Consider the following 18,983-nt stretch of genomic DNA (forward strand, 5'->3'; position numbering starts at 1 on the left):
AGGTGCCGATCGCGAGAAGTCTGACCATTGCGCGGGTGTTCCTGCGCTACCGATTGAATGAGCTGGTCCCGGCAGAGCATCAGCCGCTGTGGCTGCGGGCGCTGTGGGTGCCGGCGAAGCTGCTGCCGCAGGGCAGCAAAGTGAAGAACATGGGCCGCGGTGAGAGGCTGCGGCGGGCGCTGGAGGATCTGGGGCCGATTTATGTGAAGTTCGGCCAGTTGCTGTCCACCCGCCCGGATCTGCTGCCGGTGGATATGGTGCGGGAGCTGAATCAGCTACAGGACAATGTACCGCCGTATCCCGCGGAGCAGTGCATTGCGCGCATAGAAGCGGCGCTGTGTGCAACCGTGGATGAGCTGTTTGCCGAGTTCGAGCGCGAGCCTCTGGCGTCGGCATCTGTGGCGCAGGTGCACGCGGCGCGGCTGAAGGGTCGGAACGGTGAGTCGGGCCAGGCGGTGGTGGTTAAAGTGCTGCGCCCCGGCATCCATAAAGTGATCCAGCAGGACCTGGAGCTGCTGCACCATATCGCCCGCTGGATCGAGCGCTATCTGCCGGATGGTCGGCGCATGCGTCCGGTGGAGGTGGTGGAGGATTACCGCCACACCATCGAAGGCGAACTCGATCTGGTGCGCGAGGCGTCCAATGGCTCCGAGCTGAAGCGCAATTTTGCCAACTCCCCGCTGTTGTATATTCCCGAGGTGCACTGGGACTACACCCGCGAGAATGTGCTGGTGCTGGAGCGAATCCACGGTATTCCGGTGACGGATCTGGCACAGCTGCGCGCGCAGAACACCAATATGGAACTGCTGGCCGAGCGCGGCGTGGAGATCTTTTTCAAGCAGGTGTTCGAGCACAATTTCTTCCACGCGGACATGCACCCGGGAAACATCTTTGTATCCCGCGAGCACCCCGACCGCCCCCAATACATCGCCATCGACACCGCCATCGTTGGCAGCCTGACCCGCGAGGACCAATACTATTTGGCGCGCAATTTGCTGGCCATGTTCCGGCGCGACTACCGCATGGTGGCGGAGCTGCACGTGCAGAGCGGCTGGGTGCGCCGGGACACGCCGGTAAATGCCTTCGAGGCGGCGATCCGCTCCGTGTGCGAACCCATCTTTGAGAAACCGCTGGGGGAAATTTCCTTCGCACGGGTTCTGATCAGCCTGTTCCAGACCGCCAGAAGGTTCGATATGGAGGTGCAGCCGCAGCTGGTGCTGTTGCAGAAAACCCTGTTGAATATTGAGGGATTGGGGCGCCAGCTTTATCCACAACTGGATCTGTGGAAGACTGCCCATCCATTTTTGGAACGGTGGATGCGCGAGCGTATCCACCCAAAAACCATCGTCGGCGAAATTCGACGATACGGACCAGAATGGCTGGAAAAATTCCCTCAACTGCCGCAACTTGCGTTTTCCGCCCTGGAGCAGGGGCGCGAGCTGGGCCCGCGGCTGCAGCAGTTGAGTGAACAGCTGGCGGGCAGTCGCCGGCGCGGACGCGCGCGCTACGCGCGTATGGTGGTTGGAGGCCTGTTAGCGGCGGGTGCCGCGCTGCTGGCCTCCCCCGGCCTGTTGGCGCAGGTGCCGGCGATGAGCTGGGCGCTGGGTGCGACGGCGCTGGCGCTGTTGCTTTGGCCCTGAGTTGATATTGGGCCGCGTAACCCCGTAGGAGCCTGCCTGCAGGCGAACCAAAGCTTTATCGCAAGCAGCCGTCCATGGGGCAGAGTCCGGCCCGGCCATCCCTGGCCGGTCACCCGTGAGAGCAGCGCCCTGCGCTCACCCGGGCCCGGCAAGCAGGCTCCTACAGTGAAGACCAGGACCAGCAATGCTCTGCGTGCCCAACAGGCTCGTCAGCCTACAATAACGAATGCAGTAAGGACGCAAACCGTGAACGAAACCGATTTTACTGAGGCGGTCAGTTGGACCAGCGAAGGGCTGGTGCCCGCCATAGCCCAGGATGTCAAAACCGGGCGGGTATTGATGATGGCGTGGATGAACCGGGAGTCGCTGCGCCTGACGGTGGAAGAAGGGCGCGCGGTCTACTGGTCGCGCTCCCGCGGCAAGCTGTGGCGCAAGGGCGAATCTTCCGGGCATGTGCAGCAGGTGCGGGAGATCCGCCTCGATTGCGACGGCGACACCATCGTACTGCTGGTGGAACAGCTGGGGGGTATCGCTTGTCATACCGGGCGCACCAGTTGTTTTTACCAGGTGCTGGAGAACGGCCAGTGGCAGATCCGCCAGCCGGTGATCGTCGACCCGCAGACCATCTACGCACAGACAACGCAGGTAGAAAAAAAGTCGCCATGAGCAATATGCTGATACAACTGGACCGGGTGTTGCGGCTGCGCATGCAACAAGGGGATGCGGAGTCATCCTACGTGGCGAGCCTGCACCGCAAGGGGCTGAACAAGATTCTGGAAAAGGTGGGCGAGGAAGCCACCGAACTCGTGATTGCCGCAAAGGATGCCGAGGGCAAAGGCAAAGACAGCGAGCAGTACCGGGCGCTGATCGGCGAGACCGCCGACCTCTGGTTTCATTCCCTGGTGATGCTTGCGCATCTGGGCGGCGATTCCCGCGAGGTGCTCGACGAGCTGGGCCGTCGTTTTGGCCTGTCGGGGCTGGAAGAAAAAGCGTCGCGAGCGCAGGATTGAGCGGTTGAGGCGAACCCCGTCGCGAATCGAACTCGCGAACCACATTTCGAGAACAACTTTCAGGAGCATTTCACATGGGCATTAGCTGGCAACAATTACTGATCCTGCTGGTCATCGTACTGCTGATTTTTGGCACCAAGCGTCTGCGCAATCTCGGCGGCGATCTGGGCGGTGCCATCAAGGGCTTCAAGAAAGCCATGAAAGAAGACGGCAAAAAAGACGATGAGGAAGAAGATAAAGACCCGGAATTGCTGGGCAAGGACGACAGCGTGAAGTCCCAGCAGAAAACCGGCAGTGAAGAAAAGCAGTCCCAGGACAAGTAAACGTCCGCACTGAGCGAGCATGAGCGCGTGTTTGATATCGGATTTTTTGAACTGCTGCTGGTCGGCGCCGTAGGTCTTGTGGTCATCGGCCCCGAGCGTCTGCCCGACGCCGTGCGCACCACGGTGCGCTGGTGGACCCAGATCAAGCAGACCCTCGGCAGTGCCCGTGAAGAGCTGGAGCGCGAGGTCGGCGCCGACGATATTCGCCGCGAGCTGCACAATGAGCGCGTACTGCGCGAGTTGCGCGAGAGCAAGGCGGAAATGGAGCGTACGTTCAAAGATGCCGAGCGCAAGTTTGCGCAGGATCTGAAAGACGTAGAGCGCCAGGCGGAAGAACTCAAGCAGGGTGTACAGCCGGTGCCCGCCTCCGAGCCGGACCCGCAGGCGGATCAGCTGCGGGTTGCGCAGGACTATCTGCCGGAGCAGGAAACCGGCCCCAAGCGCGCCGATGAATATCTGCCGGAGGACGACGAAAACGACGAGGATCTGGAGGACCCGGAATATCCCGAGCATCTGCACGATCACGGCGACCCGGAATTCAACCCGCACCATCCCGATCACTTCAAGCACGAGGAAGGCGATGCGTGGGCAGACGTGGACAGCGTCGACCCCGATGATTCAGCCCGCAGTGCGCCCGCTGAAACCTCGTCCAAAAACAATTCAGCGCCGGCGGAAGACAAGCCCCAATGAGCGACGCTTCACAAGTGGCTATCCATTTATCTCGGGTGATCATTCATGTCTGACAGGGAACAACCGTTTATCGAGCACCTGATCGAGCTGCGGGACCGTCTGTTGAAAACCCTGCTGGTGGTGGTGGCGATTTTTGCCTGCATGGCGCCTTTCGCCAACGAGATATACGATTTCGTCGCCGATCCGCTGCAGGCGCGCCTGACGGAGGGCGCGGGCATGATCGCCACCGAGGTCACCTCGCCCTTCCTCACGCCATTTAAAACTACCTTCGTGCTGGCGTTCTTTATCGCTATTCCAGTTGTGCTTTACCAATTCTGGGCATTTATCGCCCCGGGGTTGTACAAGCACGAAAAGCGCCTGATCGCGCCGTTGCTTGTTTCCAGTATTGTGTTGTTTTATGCGGGTATGGCCTTTGCCTACTACGTGGTTTTCCCGCTGATCTTTGACTTTTTTATCAGCTCCGCAGATGCGGATATCAAGGTGATGCCGGATATTCGCATGTATCTCGACCTGGCGCTGAAGCTGTTTTTTGCCTTTGGCTTCGCGTTTGAGATTCCCATCGCCACCATCGTGCTGATCTGGAGTGGCGCGGTTACCGCAGAGGGGCTGGCGAAGAAACGTCCCTATATCATCGTCGCCTGCTTCGCCATTGGTATGCTGCTGACCCCGCCGGACGTCATTTCCCAGACGTTACTGGCGGTGCCCATGTGGCTGCTGTTCGAAATCGGCGTGTTCTTCGGGCGCTGGATCAAACGCGGCCAGCGGGAAGAAGAAGTGGAATCACCCTGACGGGCAGGTCTGAAACTGCGCCCGGCGTGTTGCAGGAGGGCGCGGGGAGCCCGTCATGTCTGGCCGTGCGCCTATCAAGCGGAAGATGTACTCAGGCGGAAGATGCTCAGGCGGTGGCGACCGCGGTGCAGATCAGCAGAATTACCGCGCCGGTCAAAGTGACCAGCTCACGGTCCTGCCTCCGATGTGCCAATATGTTTACCAGTGCCAGTGGTGGCAGAAGAATGGCGATGATGCCGCTCAAGGCAGACTCGGCAAAGGACAGTCGCAGCACATAAATCCACAGTACGGCACCCAGCACCAGCGCAAATACCAGCGATACAGCGGCAACAGGTGGCATGGACGACTCCCTGAAAAATATCCTTCTGAAGGACACCCTTAACACAAAGCTAGCTCGTTTCCCCGGGTTTGGCCGTCCCTGGCGCGCGGCTTTACTTCTGCTCTGCACATTTCTCGGTGGCTGCGAAACGGTGCACTTCTATTCCCAGGCCGCCTCCGGCCAACTGAAAATCCTCGCCGGGCGCGAGCCCATTGACCGTCTGGTGGCGGACGAGCACACCGATGCAAAACTCCGCCGCCAATTGCATTGGGTGCAGGCCATCCGCGCCTATGCGGGCGCCGAGTTGCACCTGCCGGTGGGCCGCGCCTACAGTGAATTCACCCAGCTCGAAGGCGAGTACGCACTGTGGAACCTGATTGCGGCGCCGGAGTTCTCGCTGTCGCCGAAGCGCTGGTGCTACCCCATCGCCGGCTGCGCCAGCTATCGCGGCTATTTCGACAAGGCGGATGCGGAAGTCCACGCCGGGCGCTTGCGCGCCGAGGGTTACGACGTGTATCTGGGACCAGTCCCCGCCTACAGTACGCTGGGTTGGTTTGACGACCCGGTACTGTCAAGCTTCGTGAACTGGCAGCCGGATCGTCTCGCCAGCCTGCTGTTTCACGAGCTGGCGCACCGGCGGGTATATATTTCCGGGGATACCCAGTTCAACGAGAGCTTTGCCACCGCGGTATCGCGCATTGCACTGCCGGACTGGCGTCGCCGCCAGGGGATTCCCGCACCCAAGGTGGAAAGTGTCGCCCAGGCGCAGCGCGTGAACAGCCTGATGGTGAGCGCGCGCAAACAGCTGCAGCAAATCTACGGCTCGCCGCTGAGCGATGCGGAAAAGCGTGAGAAGAAAGCGCGCACCCTGCAGCAGTTGCGCCACTGCTACCGCGAGGTGTCGAAAGGTTGGGAGCAGGACGAGCAGTTCACCAAACTGGTGGAGAAAACCAACAACGCCACCCTGGCGCTGGTGAGCGAGTACCAGTCGCAGGTGCCCGCCTTTGCCCAGCTGTACCGGGACAGCGGCAGCGATTGGGAAGCGTTTTACACCGCGGTGGAGCAGTTGGGTGCGCTGCCGAAAGATCGGCGCAAGGCGCGGCTGGACGCGCTGGGCAAACGCGCGCAAAGCGCGGGCGCCGGTCAGACCTCCAGTAAAAACGTTACCGGGCCATCGTTGCAGAGCGACACCTGCATGTCCGCCGCAAACTGACCGCCGGCAACCGGCAATTCCGCCGGCATCGCCGCACGCGCCCGCAGCAGGAAATGGTCGTACAGTGCTTCCGCCTGTTGCGGGCTGGCGCCGCGGCTGAAACTCGGGCGCAGACCTTTGGCGGTATCCGCCACCAGGGTGAACTGACTGACGACCAGCAGCCCGCCGCCAGCCTGCTGCACATTCAGGTTCATCTTGCCCTGTTCATCGCTGAATATGCGGTAGTTCAGTACCTTGTGCAGCAGTTTGTCGGCACTCTCCGGGCTATCGTCCGCCTCCACACCAAGCAGTAGCAGGATGCCGTGGTCGATGGCCCCGACGGATTCACTGCCCACTTCCACTTTCGCGTGTTTTACCCGCTGAATCAGGCCTTTCATCGTAATCCTCTTCTAAACTGCTTGGCGCAACTGGCACCCCGCTGGCGAATCGCCTAGTGTACCGGTTCGGTCCCAGACCATCGACTCAGAAGATCCCGGAAGCCACCCATGAATAAATTCGGACTTACCCTGCTCACCGCCGCTATTGCCGCCGCAGCCGCCATCGCGGTCGCCAGCGGTGGAAAATCCTCCTCCCACTATCCGCACACCAAAACAGTGGCCCAGCAGGACGATTACTTCGGCACCAAAGTCAGTGACCCCTACCGCTGGCTGGAAGATCAGGACTCCAAGGCGGTGAAGGACTGGGTAACCGCACAGAATGACTTTTCCCTGCCCGCCCTCAAGGCGCTGCCGGGCTGGCAGAAAGTTAATGACCGCCTCACCGAACTGTGGCAGTACGAGCAGTACGGCGTACCGTACAAAAAAGCCGGCCAGGTATTCTATGAATACAACGACGGCAGCTGGGACCAGAGCGTGTTCTACAGCACCAGAGACATTCACGAGGACGGCGGCGTTGTGCTGGACCCGCGCACGCTGAGCAAGGACGGCACCATCGCCGCGAAGAACTACTCCGTCAGCCCCAAAGGCCGCTACCTCGCCTACGGTACGTCCGACGGGGGCACCGACTGGACCGACTACCGGGTGCGCGACTTGAAGACCCGCCGCCTGTTGCCGGATCACCTCACCGGGATCAAGTTCAGCGGCGCCAGCTGGGCCAAGGACGAATCGGGTTTTTACTACAGCCGTTATCCGTACAACAAAGACGGCAGCGCCGACGACAGCAAGCAGGTGGCGGTGTATTTCCACAAGGTCGGCGAGCCCCAGAGTAAAGACCGGCTGGTATACGAAATCACTGACCACCCCACCCGCAATCCGGAAGCCCAGGTCAGCGACGACGGCAACTACCTGATCTTCGGCATCTTCGACGGCTACGACAGCAACGGCGTGTACTACAAAGACCTGCGCGATGAAAAAGCGCCGGTGGTGAAATTGCTGAACGACTGGGATGCGCTCTACAGCTACCTCGGCAACGATGGAAAAACGTTTTACTTTGAAACCAATGCCGGAGCCACCAACGGCAAGATCGTCGCTATCGACCTGGAAAAACCGGAAAAATCCAACTGGAAAACCCTGGTACCGGAGCAGAAGAATGCGCTGCAGAGCGCCAGCCTGATCGGCGGCCGCTTTGTACTGCACTACCTGGAAGATGCGAAATCCAAGGTGGTGGTGACCGATCTCAGCGGCAAGCAGCAGTACGAATTGAAACTGCCGGGCATGGGCACGGTGCAGGGTTTCTACGGCGAGCCGGACGACAGCGAAACCTACTACGCCTTCAGCAATTTCCTCGCGCCTCCCAGCATTTACAAGCTGGATGTGGCCAGCGGAAAAAGTGAAAAAGTAAAACAGCCGAAGTACCCGGCGGACTTTTCCGACTACGCCGTGAGCCAGCACTTCTTCACCAGCAAGGACGGCACCCGTGTACCGCTGTTCCTGGTGCACAAAAAAAGCCTGAAAAAAGACGCGAAAAATCCCACCCTGCTGTACGGCTACGGCGGCTTCAATGCCGCACAACTGCCGCAGTTCTACACCCGCTTTGCCGGCTGGCTGGATATGGGCGGCACCTTCGCCATGGTGAACCTGCGCGGCGGCAGCGAGTACGGTGGCGACTGGCACAAGGCCGGTACCAAGCTGCAGAAGCAGAATGTATTCGATGATTTTATCGGCGCGGCCCAATGGCTGATCGACGAAAAAATCACATCACCGCAGAAACTCGGCATCATGGGCCGTTCCAACGGTGGTTTGCTGGTTGGTGCTACTGAAGTGCAGCGCCCGGAACTGTTCAAGGTAGCGCTGCCTATCGTCGGCGTGCTCGACATGCTGCGCTACCACACGGCATCCGCCAACGCGCGCCAGTGGTCGAGCGATTACGGACTCTCTGAAAACAAGGACGAGTTCGCCGCGCTTTACGCGTATTCACCGGTTCACAACACCACAAAGGGCACCTGTTATCCGGCGACCCTGATTACCACAGCCGATCGCGACGATAGAGTGGTCCCGTGGCACAGCTACAAGTTTGCCGCGGCATTGCAGCGCGACCAGAGCTGCGACAATCCCGTTTATCTGGCGGTAGAAACCCGCGCAGGCCACGGCGCCGGCAAACCGGTGTGGATGCAGGTGGAGGATTTCACCAATCAGTACGCATTTCTGGCCCATGAACTCGGCCTGGAAATCCAGTAATCCACAGCCGCCGTGCTGAACGCCAGCTGGGCTATCGCAACGAGATCAGCCTGGAAGAAACACTGCGCGAGCCGCGAGGCTGACTGGTGTCCCAAGGGCCGTTATCGCTGGCGCCGGTAACGGCAGAGGGAAAATAACGCGGAGAATGGTATGAATCGCAGCAATATCATTTTTGTACTGGTCATGACCCTGCTGGTACTGCAGTTGATCCAGCACTATTTCTTTTCCGGCGGCGGACACTAATCGCCAAACCCCGGTAGGAATACGCGATAACCCTGTGATCTGAGCCTAGTCGGCGTCCGGTCGATTGCCGTATCCTTGTGCCAGTTTTTACCAGTAATTGCAGACAGGGGAGAATTACCTGTGGATGGACTTAAAGCGCAGTTGGAAGAGCTCTGGCCTCTGGTGATGGGGGTCGGTCTCAATGTGCTGTGGGCGCTGCTGGCACTGCTGGTGACCTGGATCGCGGCAAAGATTGTGGCCCGCGGCGTCAACCGCCTGAGTGAGCGCGGCATCGACGAAACCCTGATCCCGGTGCTGGAAACCCTCGCGGTATGGGGCACCTATGTGGTGGGTGGTCTGGTGGTGCTGGACATCTTCGGGGCCAACACCACTTCGCTGGTGGCCCTGCTGGGTGCCGCCGGCCTCGCGGTCGGTCTCGCCCTCAAGGATACCCTCGCCTGTATCGCCGCGGGTTTTGTACTGCTGGGCCTGCGGCCCTTCCGCGTGGGTGAGACCATCCAGTTCGGCAGCATTATCGGCACCGTGCGCAAGATCGGCCTGTTTACCACCGAGTTGGATACCCCGGATGGCCTGCGTATTTCCGCCCCCAACGACAAGGTGTGGGGCGAGACCCTGACCAACTTTACCCGCAACTCAAGCCGCCGCATCGAGATCATCGCCAGCATTGCCTACGGTGACGATATCGAGACCGGTATGAACGTGTTGCGCACACTGGTGGCTAATGACTCGCGTATCCTCGCCGACCCCGAGCCCACCTACGCGGTGCGCGCACTGGCCGACAGCTCGGTGAATCTGCACCTGCGCGCCTGGGCCAAGACTGACGAATACTGGGACGTATACTGGGACTTGATGAAAAAGCTCAAGCCCGCACTGGAAGCGGAAGGTCTTACCATTCCCTTCCCCCAGCGCGAACTGCATATCGTAGACACCGCGCAGAAAAAACTGGTGAAGGATGCCCAGGGCGAAGTGAGCGGTTGATCCCGCGAGCAGACACACAGAATATCCATAAGATTTTCCTGATTTCATTCCTGAACAGAGAGGCAGAAAGTATGCGCAAGGCGCTCCTGAGTCTGGTGATTGCATCCGTAGTGGCGGGCTGTCAGCAGGCGGAAGAACCCAAAAAAGAAGCCCAGCTGGAATCCGGCGCGGTAACTGCGGAACAGCAGGCCGCGGATGCGGCGCCGGCTGCGCAGAGCGAACAGGACGCGGAGACCAAACGTCTTGGCGAATGGTTCGATGCGAAATACGAAGAGGAGCTGCAGTTCAGCCCGATCCAGCTCAGCTACCTGGGGCGCAAAGAGCAGTACGACAAGATCGACGACATGAGCAAAGCCGCCGACGAGCGCGAGCTCGCGTGGAAAAAAGCCACTGTCGAGGAAATGAAGCAGAAGTTCGACTACAACAAGCTCACGGATGCCGGCAAGGAGTCCTACGATCTGTGGATCTACCAGTACGAACAGGATGCGGCCGACAAGCCCTACTGGGACCACAGCTATTTCGCCAGTGAACTGGGCGGCCCCGAAGCCCAGTTCCCCACCTTCCTGATCAACCAGCACAAGGTGGATACCGAGCAGGATATGCGCGATTACATCGCCCGTATCGGCGGTATCAGCACCGCCCTCGGCCAGCTGCTGGAGCGTGCGCAGGGTTCGGCCAAAAAGGGCATTCGCCCGCCCCGTTTCGCCTACGACACCGCGATTGAGCGCGCGCAGAAGGTCACCACCGGCCAGCCGTTTGGCGAGGGTGACGACGCGCCGCTGATGGCGGACGCGAAGAAAAAGATCGCCGGCCTGAAAGACGCGGGCAAGATCGACGACGCCACCGCCAAGGATCTGCAGGCGCAGGTGGAAAAAGCCCTGACCGGTGAGCTCAAGCCGTCCTACGACGCGTATATTGCCTGGTTGCAGGAAGATCGCACCAATGCGGACGAAGCACCAAAAGGCGTTTCCAACCTGCCGGATGGCGATGCGTTCTACAGCAACCGTCTGTCCAACTACACCAACCTGCCGCTGACCGCCGAGCAGGTACACCAGATCGGCCTCGACGAAGTGGCGCGTATCCGCAAGGAGATGGAAGCCATCAAGGACAAGGTGGGCTTCGACGGCAGTCTCCCGGAGTTCTTCGCCTTCATCCGCACCGATGACCAGTTCTACTACCCCAACACCGATGAGGGCCGGGAAAAGTATCTGGAAGAAACCCGTGGCTACCTCGCCGACGTAAAGAGCAAGCTGCCGGAGTATTTCGGTCTGCTGCCGAAAGCGGACCTGGTGGTAAAACGCGTGGAGGCCTTCCGCGAAGTGCCCGGTGGCGCCCAGCACTATGTGCCCGGCACTCCCGACGGCAAGCGTCCGGGTACCTACTATGTGCACATGTCCGACATGAGCGCGCTTTCCACCACCGATATGGAAACCGTGACCTATCACGAGGGCAATCCCGGTCACCATATGCAGATTTCCATTGCACAGGAGCTGGAAGGCATTCCGCAATTCCGCACCCAGGCGCACTTCACTCCGTACGTAGAGGGCTGGGCGCTGTATTCCGAGAAGCTGTCCAAGGAAATGGGCCAGTTCAAGGACCCCTACCGCGACTTCGGCCGCCTGACCGCGGAAATGTGGCGCGCCATCCGCCTGGTGGTGGATACCGGCATGCACGCCAAGGGCTGGACCCAGGAGCAGGCGGTGGAGTACTTCCTGGAAAATTCCGCCATTCCCGAGGGCGCCGTGCGTTCCGAGGTGCGCCGCTACCTGACCGTGCCCGGCCAGGCTACCGCGTACAAGATTGGTATGTTGAAAATCGAGGAGCTGCGCGGCAAGGCGGAAGAGCAACTGGGTGACCAGTTCGACATCCGCGCTTTCCACGACACGGTACTCGGCGGCGGCGCACTGCCATTGCCGCTGTTGGAGAAGCGTGTAAACAACTGGATTGCCAGCGTAAAACAGTCCTGATCTCAGGGACTGCACCAATAAAAAAGCGGGCTCAGTGCAGCCCGCTTTTTTTGTGCCTGCTCCGTTTCGAAATAGGAGCGCGGATCAGAACGCTCGGCGACGGTAGCGGCGATAATCCGGATACCAGAAATTCTTCTCGATATTTTTTTCCAGTTTCTCTTCGGTGATACCCGGCGCCACGCCATCGGCCTGGGCCTGTTTGCCCACCGCCATGGCGATGGCCTTGCCCACTTCGCGGATCTGCGACAGCGGCGGCAGCAGCGCGCCGCTGCCCTCTTTTACCACCGGTGCGTTTTCCGCCAGCGCGTTGGATGCCGCCATCAGCATGTTTTCCGTTACCCGGTTGGCGCCGGCAGCGATGACGCCAAGACCGATGCCGGGGAAAATGTACACGTTATTGCACTGCGCAATCGCGTACTTTTCACCGTCGAGCTCCACCGGATTGAACGGGCTGCCGGTTGCCACCATGGCCTCGCCCCTGGTCCACTCCAGCACTTCGTGTGGCGTGGCCTCGGCGCGGGAGGTGGGGTTGGACAGCGGCATCACCAGTGGGCGCTTGCAGCCCTGGTGCAGGGCTTCGATCACCGGCTGGGTGAACAGGCCGCCCTGGCCGGACACACCGATGAGGATAGAGGGCTTCACCTGTTCGATCAGCGCCTGCAGGTTCCATTCGGGTGCCTGTGGATATTTCTCCGGACTCTGCGCCAGTTTTTGCTGGAAATCGTGCAGGCTCTTCATGTTGTCCATCACCAGGCCATAGCGGTCGAACATGAAAATGCGCTCGCGTGCCTTTTCTTCCGACAGGCCGTCATTGACCATCGCTGCCACAACCTGCTCGGCGATGCCGCAGCCAGCGGAACCGGCACCGACGACCAGTACCCTCTGCTTCGACAGTTTTTCATCCTTGGCCTTGCAGGCGGCAAGCATAGTGCCGAGAGCCACCGCAGCGGTGCCCTGGATGTCGTCGTTGAAGCAGCACACTTTGTCGCGGTAGCGATTCAGCAATGGCATGGCGTTGGTCTGAGCGAAGTCCTCGAACTGGATCAGTACCTTGGGCCAGCGGCGCTTCACCGCGGCAATGAATTCCTCCAGGAATTCGTCGTACTCCTCCTGGGAAATGCGCTCGTTGCGCCAGCCCATGTACATGGGATCGTTCAGCAGGGTGCGGTTATTGGTGCCCACATCCAGCATCACCGGCAGCGTATAAGCGGGGCTGATGCCGCCGCACGCGGTGTACAGAGACAGTTTGCCGATGGGGATACCCATACCACCGATACCCTGATCGCCGAGGCCGAGGATGCGCTCGCCGTCGGTGACCACGATTACCTTCACATTTTCCTTGGTGGCGCTGCGCAGAATGTCGTCCATATGTTTGCGGTCCGGGTAGGACACAAACAGGCCGCGGTGGTTGCGGTAGATATTGGAAAATTCTTCACAAGCCGCACCCACGGTCGGGGTGTAGATAATCGGCAGCATCTCTTCGATGTGCTGCTCGATCAGGCGAAAGAACAGGGTCTCGTTGTCGTCCTGTATCGCGCGCAGGTAGATATGGCGCTCCAGGTCCGTGCGGCACTGCTCGTACTGGTGATAGGCGCGGCGCACCTGCTCATTGATGTTCTCCACATTGTTTGGCAACAGGCCGATCAGGTTGAACTCAATGCGTTCCTGCAGGGTGAATGCGCTGCCCTTGTTGAGCAGGGGAATTTCCAACAGGGAGGGACCGGCGTGAGGGATATAGAGGGGGCGTTTATCTTTCTGACTCATAAAACTATTTCAGTCGGTAAATTACCGCGCGTTGGGCGCGGGCGCTAAAAAAATCAGCGTAGCGGATTTGGCCGCAGATTTTACGCGCACTTGACCAGATATGCCGCAGCAGATTGCAAATGCAAACATTTGTCCGGGCTTTCCGCCATTTATGGCAGATGATCACTGGATGATGGCGCCGCCGGCTGATTAAATCTGCGCTTGCGTTTTCAACGAGAGCCAGTGAGAAAAAGACCGATGTTCACTTACCAGGTAGAACCCCGTTTCAGCGAAACCGACGCCCTCGGGCACATCAACAATACTGTGGTGCCGGTGTGGTTCGAACAGGGCCGCATGCCGATTTTCCAGCTGTTCAACCCGGACTTGTCGCTGGTCAAGTGGAACCTGATCCTGAAAAAAATGGAGGTGGATTTTGTCGCCCAGATCTACCTGTTCGCACCGGTGGAAGTGAGAACCAGCCTGAGTGCGGTGGGCAACACCTCGATGACCATCCATCAGGAAGTGTGGCAGAAGGGCCAACTAGTGGCTCAGGGGGACTGCGTGATGGTGCACTTCGATTACGACAAGCAGAGTAAGGCGCCGATCCCCGATGCGGTGCGGGAAAAACTACTGCGGCACCTCGCCTGATCCAGAAGCTGGGGTCAGACGCTGACCACCTGATTGCGGCCGGCACTCTTGGCGCGGTACATGCGTGAGTCCGCTTCCGCCAGCAACTGGTTCTGGCCGTCGGTTCCGGCGTTGCCCTCAGCCACGCCGAAGCTGATGGAGATCTTTACGTCCTCCGCATAGGTCTCGCTCAGCGCTTCCACCTTTTGGCGCAACTTCTCCGCCAGGATACCGCCGCCATCCACGTCGGTATTCGGCAGGAGGATCAGGAATTCCTCCCCGCCCCAGCGCGCCACCACATCGTCCGCGCGGGTGCTTTCGCGCAAGGTCTGCGCCACATCCCGCAGTACGCGGTCGCCGAAGCTGTGGCCAAAGGTATCGTTGATGGCCTTGAAACTGTCCAGATCGCCGATCAACACCGTGTAGCGCCCCGCCAGTTCGCGGTTGCGCCGCTCCAGTTCATTGATAGCGCGGTAGGCTTCACGCCGGTTGGCGAGGCCGGTGAGCGCGTCGGTGCAGGCGTGGTTCTCCAGCTCCGCAGTAAGCTTATGCAGCATCTGCTGGGTTTGGTGGCGGCTGCTGTCGAGGATCGCGGTGAGCGCGGTCAGCGCGCCGAAAATGGCAATAAAGCGCACGCGGTGGCCGGTGTCGTACTGGGCCAGCAGGCCGGGAAAATCCGGGTAGAACAGGATCAGCGCGGTGGCACCGCCGACAATGCCAAGCGTCACCGTGCCCCACTTGTAGCCATAGAGGTTGATGAACCCGGGCACCAGCATCACCGCCCACATCAATCCGGTGTTGTTCACGCCGCCAGACAGCAGCAGGTAAAAATAGAGCACCAGCAGCAGCGCGCCCACCAGCACCGGTGTCTTGCGGCTGGGGCCGGCGATATTGACGCCGATGTAGGCTCCCAGAATCACCGCGGTCACCGCCGACAGGGTGCCGGCGAGAAACAGGTCCGCGGCCATCAGCGCGATCACACCCATGGCACCGGTAATGGCGAGGGCAAAAATCAACATATAGCCGGAGGCCTGAATGCGGCGGCGCAGGTCCAGGCCCAAAACCTGGGCGATAGGATCCTGGGCGATAGCGTCGAAATCCGGGTGGTCTGAGTTGACGCCGGCGCGCGGATTGAGCGGTGCAGAAGTTTCCATCTTTCCTGGTCTTGTTCGAATTGTCATCGCGGCCTGTTCCATAGGCCGTCATACCCCGGGCTCGCAGACAGACACCCGCGGCCAACGGGCTATAGTAATGGCGAACAGTACTGGCGCGGAGACCGGCATGGGACAGCTGCAACTGATTTGTGACGAAATTCTCATTATTGGGGCCGACGCCCTTGTATGTCCTGCACATAAACACCTGATTCGCGGTCGCGGTCTTTCTGCGCAGATCTATGACCGCGCCGGCGAGACTCTGGTGAGTGAGTGCTCGCAGCTACCGGAGTGTGCGGTGGGCGAGGCCCGTATCACCAGTGCCCCCAATCTTCCGGTGCAATATCTGCTCCACACCGTCACCCCGCAGTGGAGCAGCGGCGATCAGTGGGGCGCGCGTGGGCTGGAGCAATTGCGTCAGTGCTATGAGAGTGTGCTGGAGCTTGCGCGCCAGCGCGGCTTGAAGCGACTGCTGTTTCCGGCACTCGGTGCCGGCACCAACCGCTTTCCCCACGAGTTGGCGGCACACCAGGGGCTTGAGGCTTTGCACCGCGCGCGCAACGATTTTTCCTTGATAACCGTCTGCCTGCACAGCAAGGCGGCACTGGCGGACTGGCATCGAGTAAACACGCGCTTCTACGGCAGATCAACGTCCGCTGAACACGGGTCGTGAAACCGTCGCGGCGCCGGCAACTGCAGCGGGAACACCGGCCGGAAAATATTGCCCGCCGCCTGCGACAGCCGCGGCGTCCGGAGCGGATGTCCGATCTGGTGCTGGGTGCCATCGACGGCTGCATCACCACGTTTGCGATTGTCTCCGGGGCTTTCGGCGCGGGATTTCCTCCTCTAGTGGTGCTGGTGATGGGGGTGGCCAACCTGCTGGCAGACGGTGTCAGTATGGCGGTGAGCAACTACGAGGCGGTCAGTGCCCAGCGACGTTTTGCCGAGCATGCGCGCCGCACCGAAGAGCAGCATATCCGTGTGGTGCCCGAGGGAGAGCGCGAAGAAATCCGGCAAATTTTTGCCAACAAGGGGTTCAGTGGTGAGAACCTGGAGCACATTGTCGATACGGTGACTGCAGACCGGACGCTGTGGATAGATACCATGCTGAGCGAGGAATACGGGCTCAGCCTTGTCGACCCCAACCCACTGGCCTCAGCCTGGTGGACCTTCGTGGCCTTTGTTGTAGTGGGGCTGATTCCTCTACTGCCGTTTTTCTATGCTGGGGATAACTTTGCGCAGAAATTTACCATCAGCACGGCGCTTGCCGGACTGGTGTTTTTTTCCATCGGCCTGCTGAAGGGGTGGGTGTTTCAAACTTCCCTGGTGCGCGCGGGGTTCGGCACATTTCTGCTGGGAAGTGGCGCGGCGGGCATTGCTTTTGCCGTTGGAACTATTCTCCAGCAGGCATTCGGGGTCGCGTAGCAATCCGCCGCAGGTCGTTTTATTTTTGCCGAAAAGATCCTTCTTTCGACATGATCCATGCCTCGACCGTACACCGTGTACCCAGGCAGCAGAAGTCACCAAACTACGGAATTTATTGGCAGCCTTTGGATCGGTTCGATTCAGCATTCGTGGTATCAGGCTTTTTTAACAAATTCGGACTTGAGCATCATGTCGCCGGCGCCGTCGACTTTGCAGTCAATATTGTGATCGCCATCCACCAGTCGCTTGATGGTCGCTTTGGTACCAATTTTAAGCACCATTGACGACCCTTTGACCTTCAGGTCTTTGATCAGGGTGACCTTGTCGCCATCCACCAGCTGGGTGCCATTCGCGTCCTTGACCAGCAGCGCGTCTTCATCGACGACCTCGGCCGACGGGTTCCATTCATGGGCACACTCGGGGCAGATCAGCATGTCCTGATCCTGATACACATAGGCGGACTGGCATTTTGGACAGGCGGGCAAGGTGGAGCTCATAGAAACCTCTTGATCGGAAATTGGAAGTGGCTTAGCTTCTTTTTCGGCCATTATAACAACATTGTAATGCGGTTATAACATAAAGCTCGGGAAACGATGACCCATGATTGCGCTGAGGGAAGCTTACAACGCAGGTTTGCTGGGCAGGCAGCACTGGTTGAACAACCTTGTGGCGGGGTTGGTTGTCGGCATCGTCGCGCTGCCACTGGCGATGGCATTTGCCATAGCCTCCGGCGCCAAGCCGGAACAGGGAATTTATACCGCGATCATTGCCGGCTTTATCGTATCGGTGTTCGGCGGCAGCAAGGTGCAGATCGCAGGCCCTACCGGCGCCTTTATCGTGGTTCTCTCCGGTATTACTGCGCAGTACGGCATAGTAGGGCTGCAAATCGCGACGTTTATGGCCGGCCTGATTTTGCTCGCTTTGGGCCTGACAAAAATGGGGGGAATCATCAAATTCATCCCCGCCCCGGTCATCGTCGGGTTTACCGCCGGGATTGGTGTCATTATCTGGGTGGGGCAGTGGCGCGATTTTTTTGGCTTGCCGGAGGCGGGCGGCGAGTATTTCCATGAAAAACTCCTGCACTTGATTTACGCGCTGCCACAGTTTCACCTCCCCACCACACTGCTTGCGTTTGCATCCCTGGGGCTGGTGATTTTTACCCCCCGTATTCCCCGGATGAAACGCGTTCCCGGCCCGCTTGTGGCACTGGTGTTTGCCACTGTCGCACAAAGTGTTTTTCACTTTGATGGCGTCAGGACAATCGGCAGCGCCTTCGGCGGAATTCCCCAGGGTTTGCCGATGTTGCATTTCCCTGTGCCGGAGTGGTCGCAGATCATCGAACTGATCGGCCCCGCCTTCACCATAGCCATGCTGGGGGCGATTGAATCGCTGCTCTCCGCCGTGGTCGCAGACGGCATGGCCGGAACCCACCACGATTCCAATCAGGAGCTTGTGGGCCAGGGTATTGCGAATCTGTTTACACCGCTATTTGGCGGGTTCGCGGCCACCGGCGCAATTGCCAGAACCGCAACCAACATCCGCAACGGCGGCAACAGTCCAATTGCAGGGACCGTCCACTCGATCACATTGGTGGTTATTCTGGTGGCACTGGCGCCCCTGGCGGAAAACATACCGCTCGCCGCATTGGCTGCGATCCTGTTTGTCGTCGCGTGGAATATGAGCGAAGCCAGGCACTTTGTAAAAATGGTCGCGCGTGCACCGAGAGCGGATGTGGCCATTTTGCTCATCACCTTTGCGTTAACCGTTTTTGCGGACCTTGTAATTGCGGTCAATATCGGTGTAATTCTGGCCACATTCCACTTCCTCAGAAGAATGGCGTCGAGTGTTGAAGTTTCACAGGCCACATCGGCGGAGATCAATCGCGAACTCTCCCGCGTGGGAGAAAAGAATATCCCGGATTCAACCTTGGTTTTCACCGTCGAAGGTCCTTTCTTTTTTGGCGCGGTGGAGAATTTTGAAAGAGCCCTCGCCAATACGCATACCGATCCTGAATTTCTGATTATCCGTTTGAAGTGGGTGCCATTTATCGATGTAACGGGTCTGCAAACACTTGAAGAAGTTATCCAGGCATTACACAAGCGTGAAGTCACCGTGCTTTTGTCGGGCGCGAACAGCCGTGTCGATGGCAAACTCAGAAAGGCCGGTATTGTCGCGTTAATCGGGGAGGAGCACTATTTCCCGACATTTGATCAGAGCGTCAAGTACATCGCGGAGCTGGGCGGGTAGAGT

General features: G+C 59.4%; 19 protein-coding genes. 14 read left to right on the forward strand and 5 right to left on the reverse strand.

Features of this window, described 5'->3' with window-relative positions; all coding sequences use genetic code 11:
* Positions 1-2 precede the first annotated feature (2 nt).
* The 6 genes from ubiB (at position 3) to tatC (ending at position 4,452) form a co-directional block, all read left to right on the forward strand.
* Positions 3-1,640, forward strand: a complete 1,638-nt coding sequence (ubiB, locus tag FDY93_RS02930; RefSeq protein WP_138234253.1) for a ubiquinone biosynthesis regulatory protein kinase UbiB — start codon at positions 3-5, stop codon at positions 1,638-1,640.
* A gap of 246 nt (positions 1,641-1,886) precedes the next feature.
* Positions 1,887-2,306 carry a phosphoribosyl-AMP cyclohydrolase gene (gene hisI, locus FDY93_RS02935; RefSeq protein WP_138234254.1) on the forward strand — a complete coding sequence of 140 codons (420 nt, stop codon included), beginning with the start codon at positions 1,887-1,889 and terminating at the stop codon, positions 2,304-2,306.
* Positions 2,303-2,650: a phosphoribosyl-ATP diphosphatase gene (locus tag FDY93_RS02940; protein WP_138234255.1), complete on the forward strand. Its 348-nt coding sequence runs from the start codon at positions 2,303-2,305 to the stop codon at positions 2,648-2,650. Before hisI ends, FDY93_RS02940 begins: the two co-directional genes overlap by 4 nt.
* Before the next feature lie 74 nt (positions 2,651-2,724).
* The gene (tatA, locus tag FDY93_RS02945) at positions 2,725-2,973 is read left to right on the forward strand and encodes a twin-arginine translocase TatA/TatE family subunit (protein WP_138234256.1); all 249 of its coding nucleotides are present in this window, start codon (positions 2,725-2,727) and stop codon (positions 2,971-2,973) included.
* A 27-nt stretch (positions 2,974-3,000) separates the two neighbouring features.
* Positions 3,001-3,663, forward strand: coding sequence for a Sec-independent protein translocase protein TatB (gene tatB / locus FDY93_RS02950; RefSeq protein WP_138234257.1), 663 nt, complete (start codon positions 3,001-3,003; stop codon positions 3,661-3,663).
* A gap of 45 nt (positions 3,664-3,708) precedes the next feature.
* Entirely contained in the window at positions 3,709-4,452 is a 744-nt protein-coding gene (tatC, locus tag FDY93_RS02955; protein WP_138234258.1) for a twin-arginine translocase subunit TatC, read from the forward strand.
* 106 nt (positions 4,453-4,558) lie between these two features.
* Here the strand turns inward: tatC and FDY93_RS02960 are convergent, their stop codons facing one another.
* Entirely contained in the window at positions 4,559-4,792 is a 234-nt protein-coding gene (locus tag FDY93_RS02960; protein ID WP_138234259.1) for a hypothetical protein, read from the reverse strand.
* A gap of 130 nt (positions 4,793-4,922) precedes the next feature.
* Between FDY93_RS02960 and FDY93_RS02965 the strand changes: the two genes are divergently transcribed.
* A complete protein-coding gene (locus tag FDY93_RS02965) occupies positions 4,923-5,984 on the forward strand; it encodes an aminopeptidase (protein WP_246068435.1) in 1,062 nt (353 codons plus the stop codon).
* Here the strand turns inward: FDY93_RS02965 and dtd are convergent.
* Positions 5,915-6,361: a D-aminoacyl-tRNA deacylase gene (gene dtd, locus FDY93_RS02970; RefSeq protein WP_138234261.1), complete on the reverse strand. Its 447-nt coding sequence runs from the start codon at positions 6,359-6,361 to the stop codon at positions 5,915-5,917. The two genes, FDY93_RS02965 and dtd, sit on opposite strands and share 70 nt — an antisense overlap.
* 108 nt (positions 6,362-6,469) lie before the next feature.
* Here dtd and FDY93_RS02975 point away from each other — a divergent pair, with 108 nt between their 5' ends.
* From FDY93_RS02975 to FDY93_RS02985, 3 genes are all read left to right on the forward strand, one after another.
* Positions 6,470-8,599: a prolyl oligopeptidase family serine peptidase gene (locus tag FDY93_RS02975; protein ID WP_138234262.1), complete on the forward strand. Its 2,130-nt coding sequence runs from the start codon at positions 6,470-6,472 to the stop codon at positions 8,597-8,599.
* A gap of 363 nt (positions 8,600-8,962) precedes the next feature.
* Positions 8,963-9,820, forward strand: coding sequence for a mechanosensitive ion channel family protein (locus FDY93_RS02980; RefSeq protein ID WP_138234263.1), 858 nt, complete (start codon positions 8,963-8,965; stop codon positions 9,818-9,820).
* A gap of 71 nt (positions 9,821-9,891) precedes the next feature.
* Positions 9,892-11,787 (forward strand): DUF885 domain-containing protein, encoded by a 1,896-nt coding sequence (locus FDY93_RS02985; protein WP_138234264.1) that lies wholly within the window; start codon positions 9,892-9,894, stop codon positions 11,785-11,787.
* An 84-nt stretch (positions 11,788-11,871) separates the two neighbouring features.
* On the opposite strand, the gene FDY93_RS02990 is transcribed toward FDY93_RS02985, so the two are convergent.
* On the reverse strand, positions 11,872-13,551 hold the full coding sequence (locus tag FDY93_RS02990) for an NAD-dependent malic enzyme (protein WP_138234265.1): 1,680 nt from the start codon (positions 13,549-13,551) through the stop codon (positions 11,872-11,874).
* Between the two features lie 222 nt (positions 13,552-13,773).
* Here FDY93_RS02990 and FDY93_RS02995 point away from each other — a divergent pair, with 222 nt between their 5' ends.
* Positions 13,774-14,178: an acyl-CoA thioesterase gene (locus tag FDY93_RS02995; protein WP_246068436.1), complete on the forward strand. Its 405-nt coding sequence runs from the start codon at positions 13,774-13,776 to the stop codon at positions 14,176-14,178.
* 14 nt (positions 14,179-14,192) lie between these two features.
* On the opposite strand, the gene FDY93_RS03000 is transcribed toward FDY93_RS02995, so the two are convergent.
* Complete coding sequence (locus tag FDY93_RS03000) at positions 14,193-15,311, reverse strand: GGDEF domain-containing protein (protein WP_138234266.1); 1,119 nt, start codon at positions 15,309-15,311, stop codon at positions 14,193-14,195.
* Positions 15,312-15,408: 97 nt separating this feature from the next.
* Between FDY93_RS03000 and FDY93_RS03005 the strand changes: the two genes are divergently transcribed.
* Together FDY93_RS03005 and FDY93_RS03010 are read left to right on the forward strand one after the other, a co-directional pair.
* Positions 15,409-15,981: a macro domain-containing protein gene (locus FDY93_RS03005; RefSeq protein ID WP_240914022.1), complete on the forward strand. Its 573-nt coding sequence runs from the start codon at positions 15,409-15,411 to the stop codon at positions 15,979-15,981.
* Positions 15,978-16,733 (forward strand): VIT1/CCC1 transporter family protein, encoded by a 756-nt coding sequence (locus FDY93_RS03010; RefSeq protein WP_246068437.1) that lies wholly within the window; start codon positions 15,978-15,980, stop codon positions 16,731-16,733. The genes FDY93_RS03005 and FDY93_RS03010 overlap by 4 nt, the downstream gene beginning before the upstream one ends.
* Positions 16,734-16,888: 155 nt before the next feature.
* Here the strand turns inward: FDY93_RS03010 and FDY93_RS03015 are convergent, their stop codons facing one another.
* On the reverse strand, positions 16,889-17,230 hold the full coding sequence (locus tag FDY93_RS03015) for a zinc ribbon domain-containing protein YjdM (RefSeq protein ID WP_138234267.1): 342 nt from the start codon (positions 17,228-17,230) through the stop codon (positions 16,889-16,891).
* Positions 17,231-17,333: 103 nt separating this feature from the next.
* Between FDY93_RS03015 and FDY93_RS03020 the strand changes: the two genes are divergently transcribed.
* A complete protein-coding gene (locus FDY93_RS03020; protein WP_138234268.1) occupies positions 17,334-18,980 on the forward strand; it encodes a SulP family inorganic anion transporter in 1,647 nt (548 codons plus the stop codon).
* The last annotated feature ends 3 nt before the right edge of the window (positions 18,981-18,983 follow it).

Origin of the sequence: Microbulbifer harenosus (genome assembly GCF_005771435.1) — a bacterium.
Taxonomy (GTDB): domain Bacteria; phylum Pseudomonadota; class Gammaproteobacteria; order Pseudomonadales; family Cellvibrionaceae; genus Microbulbifer; species Microbulbifer harenosus.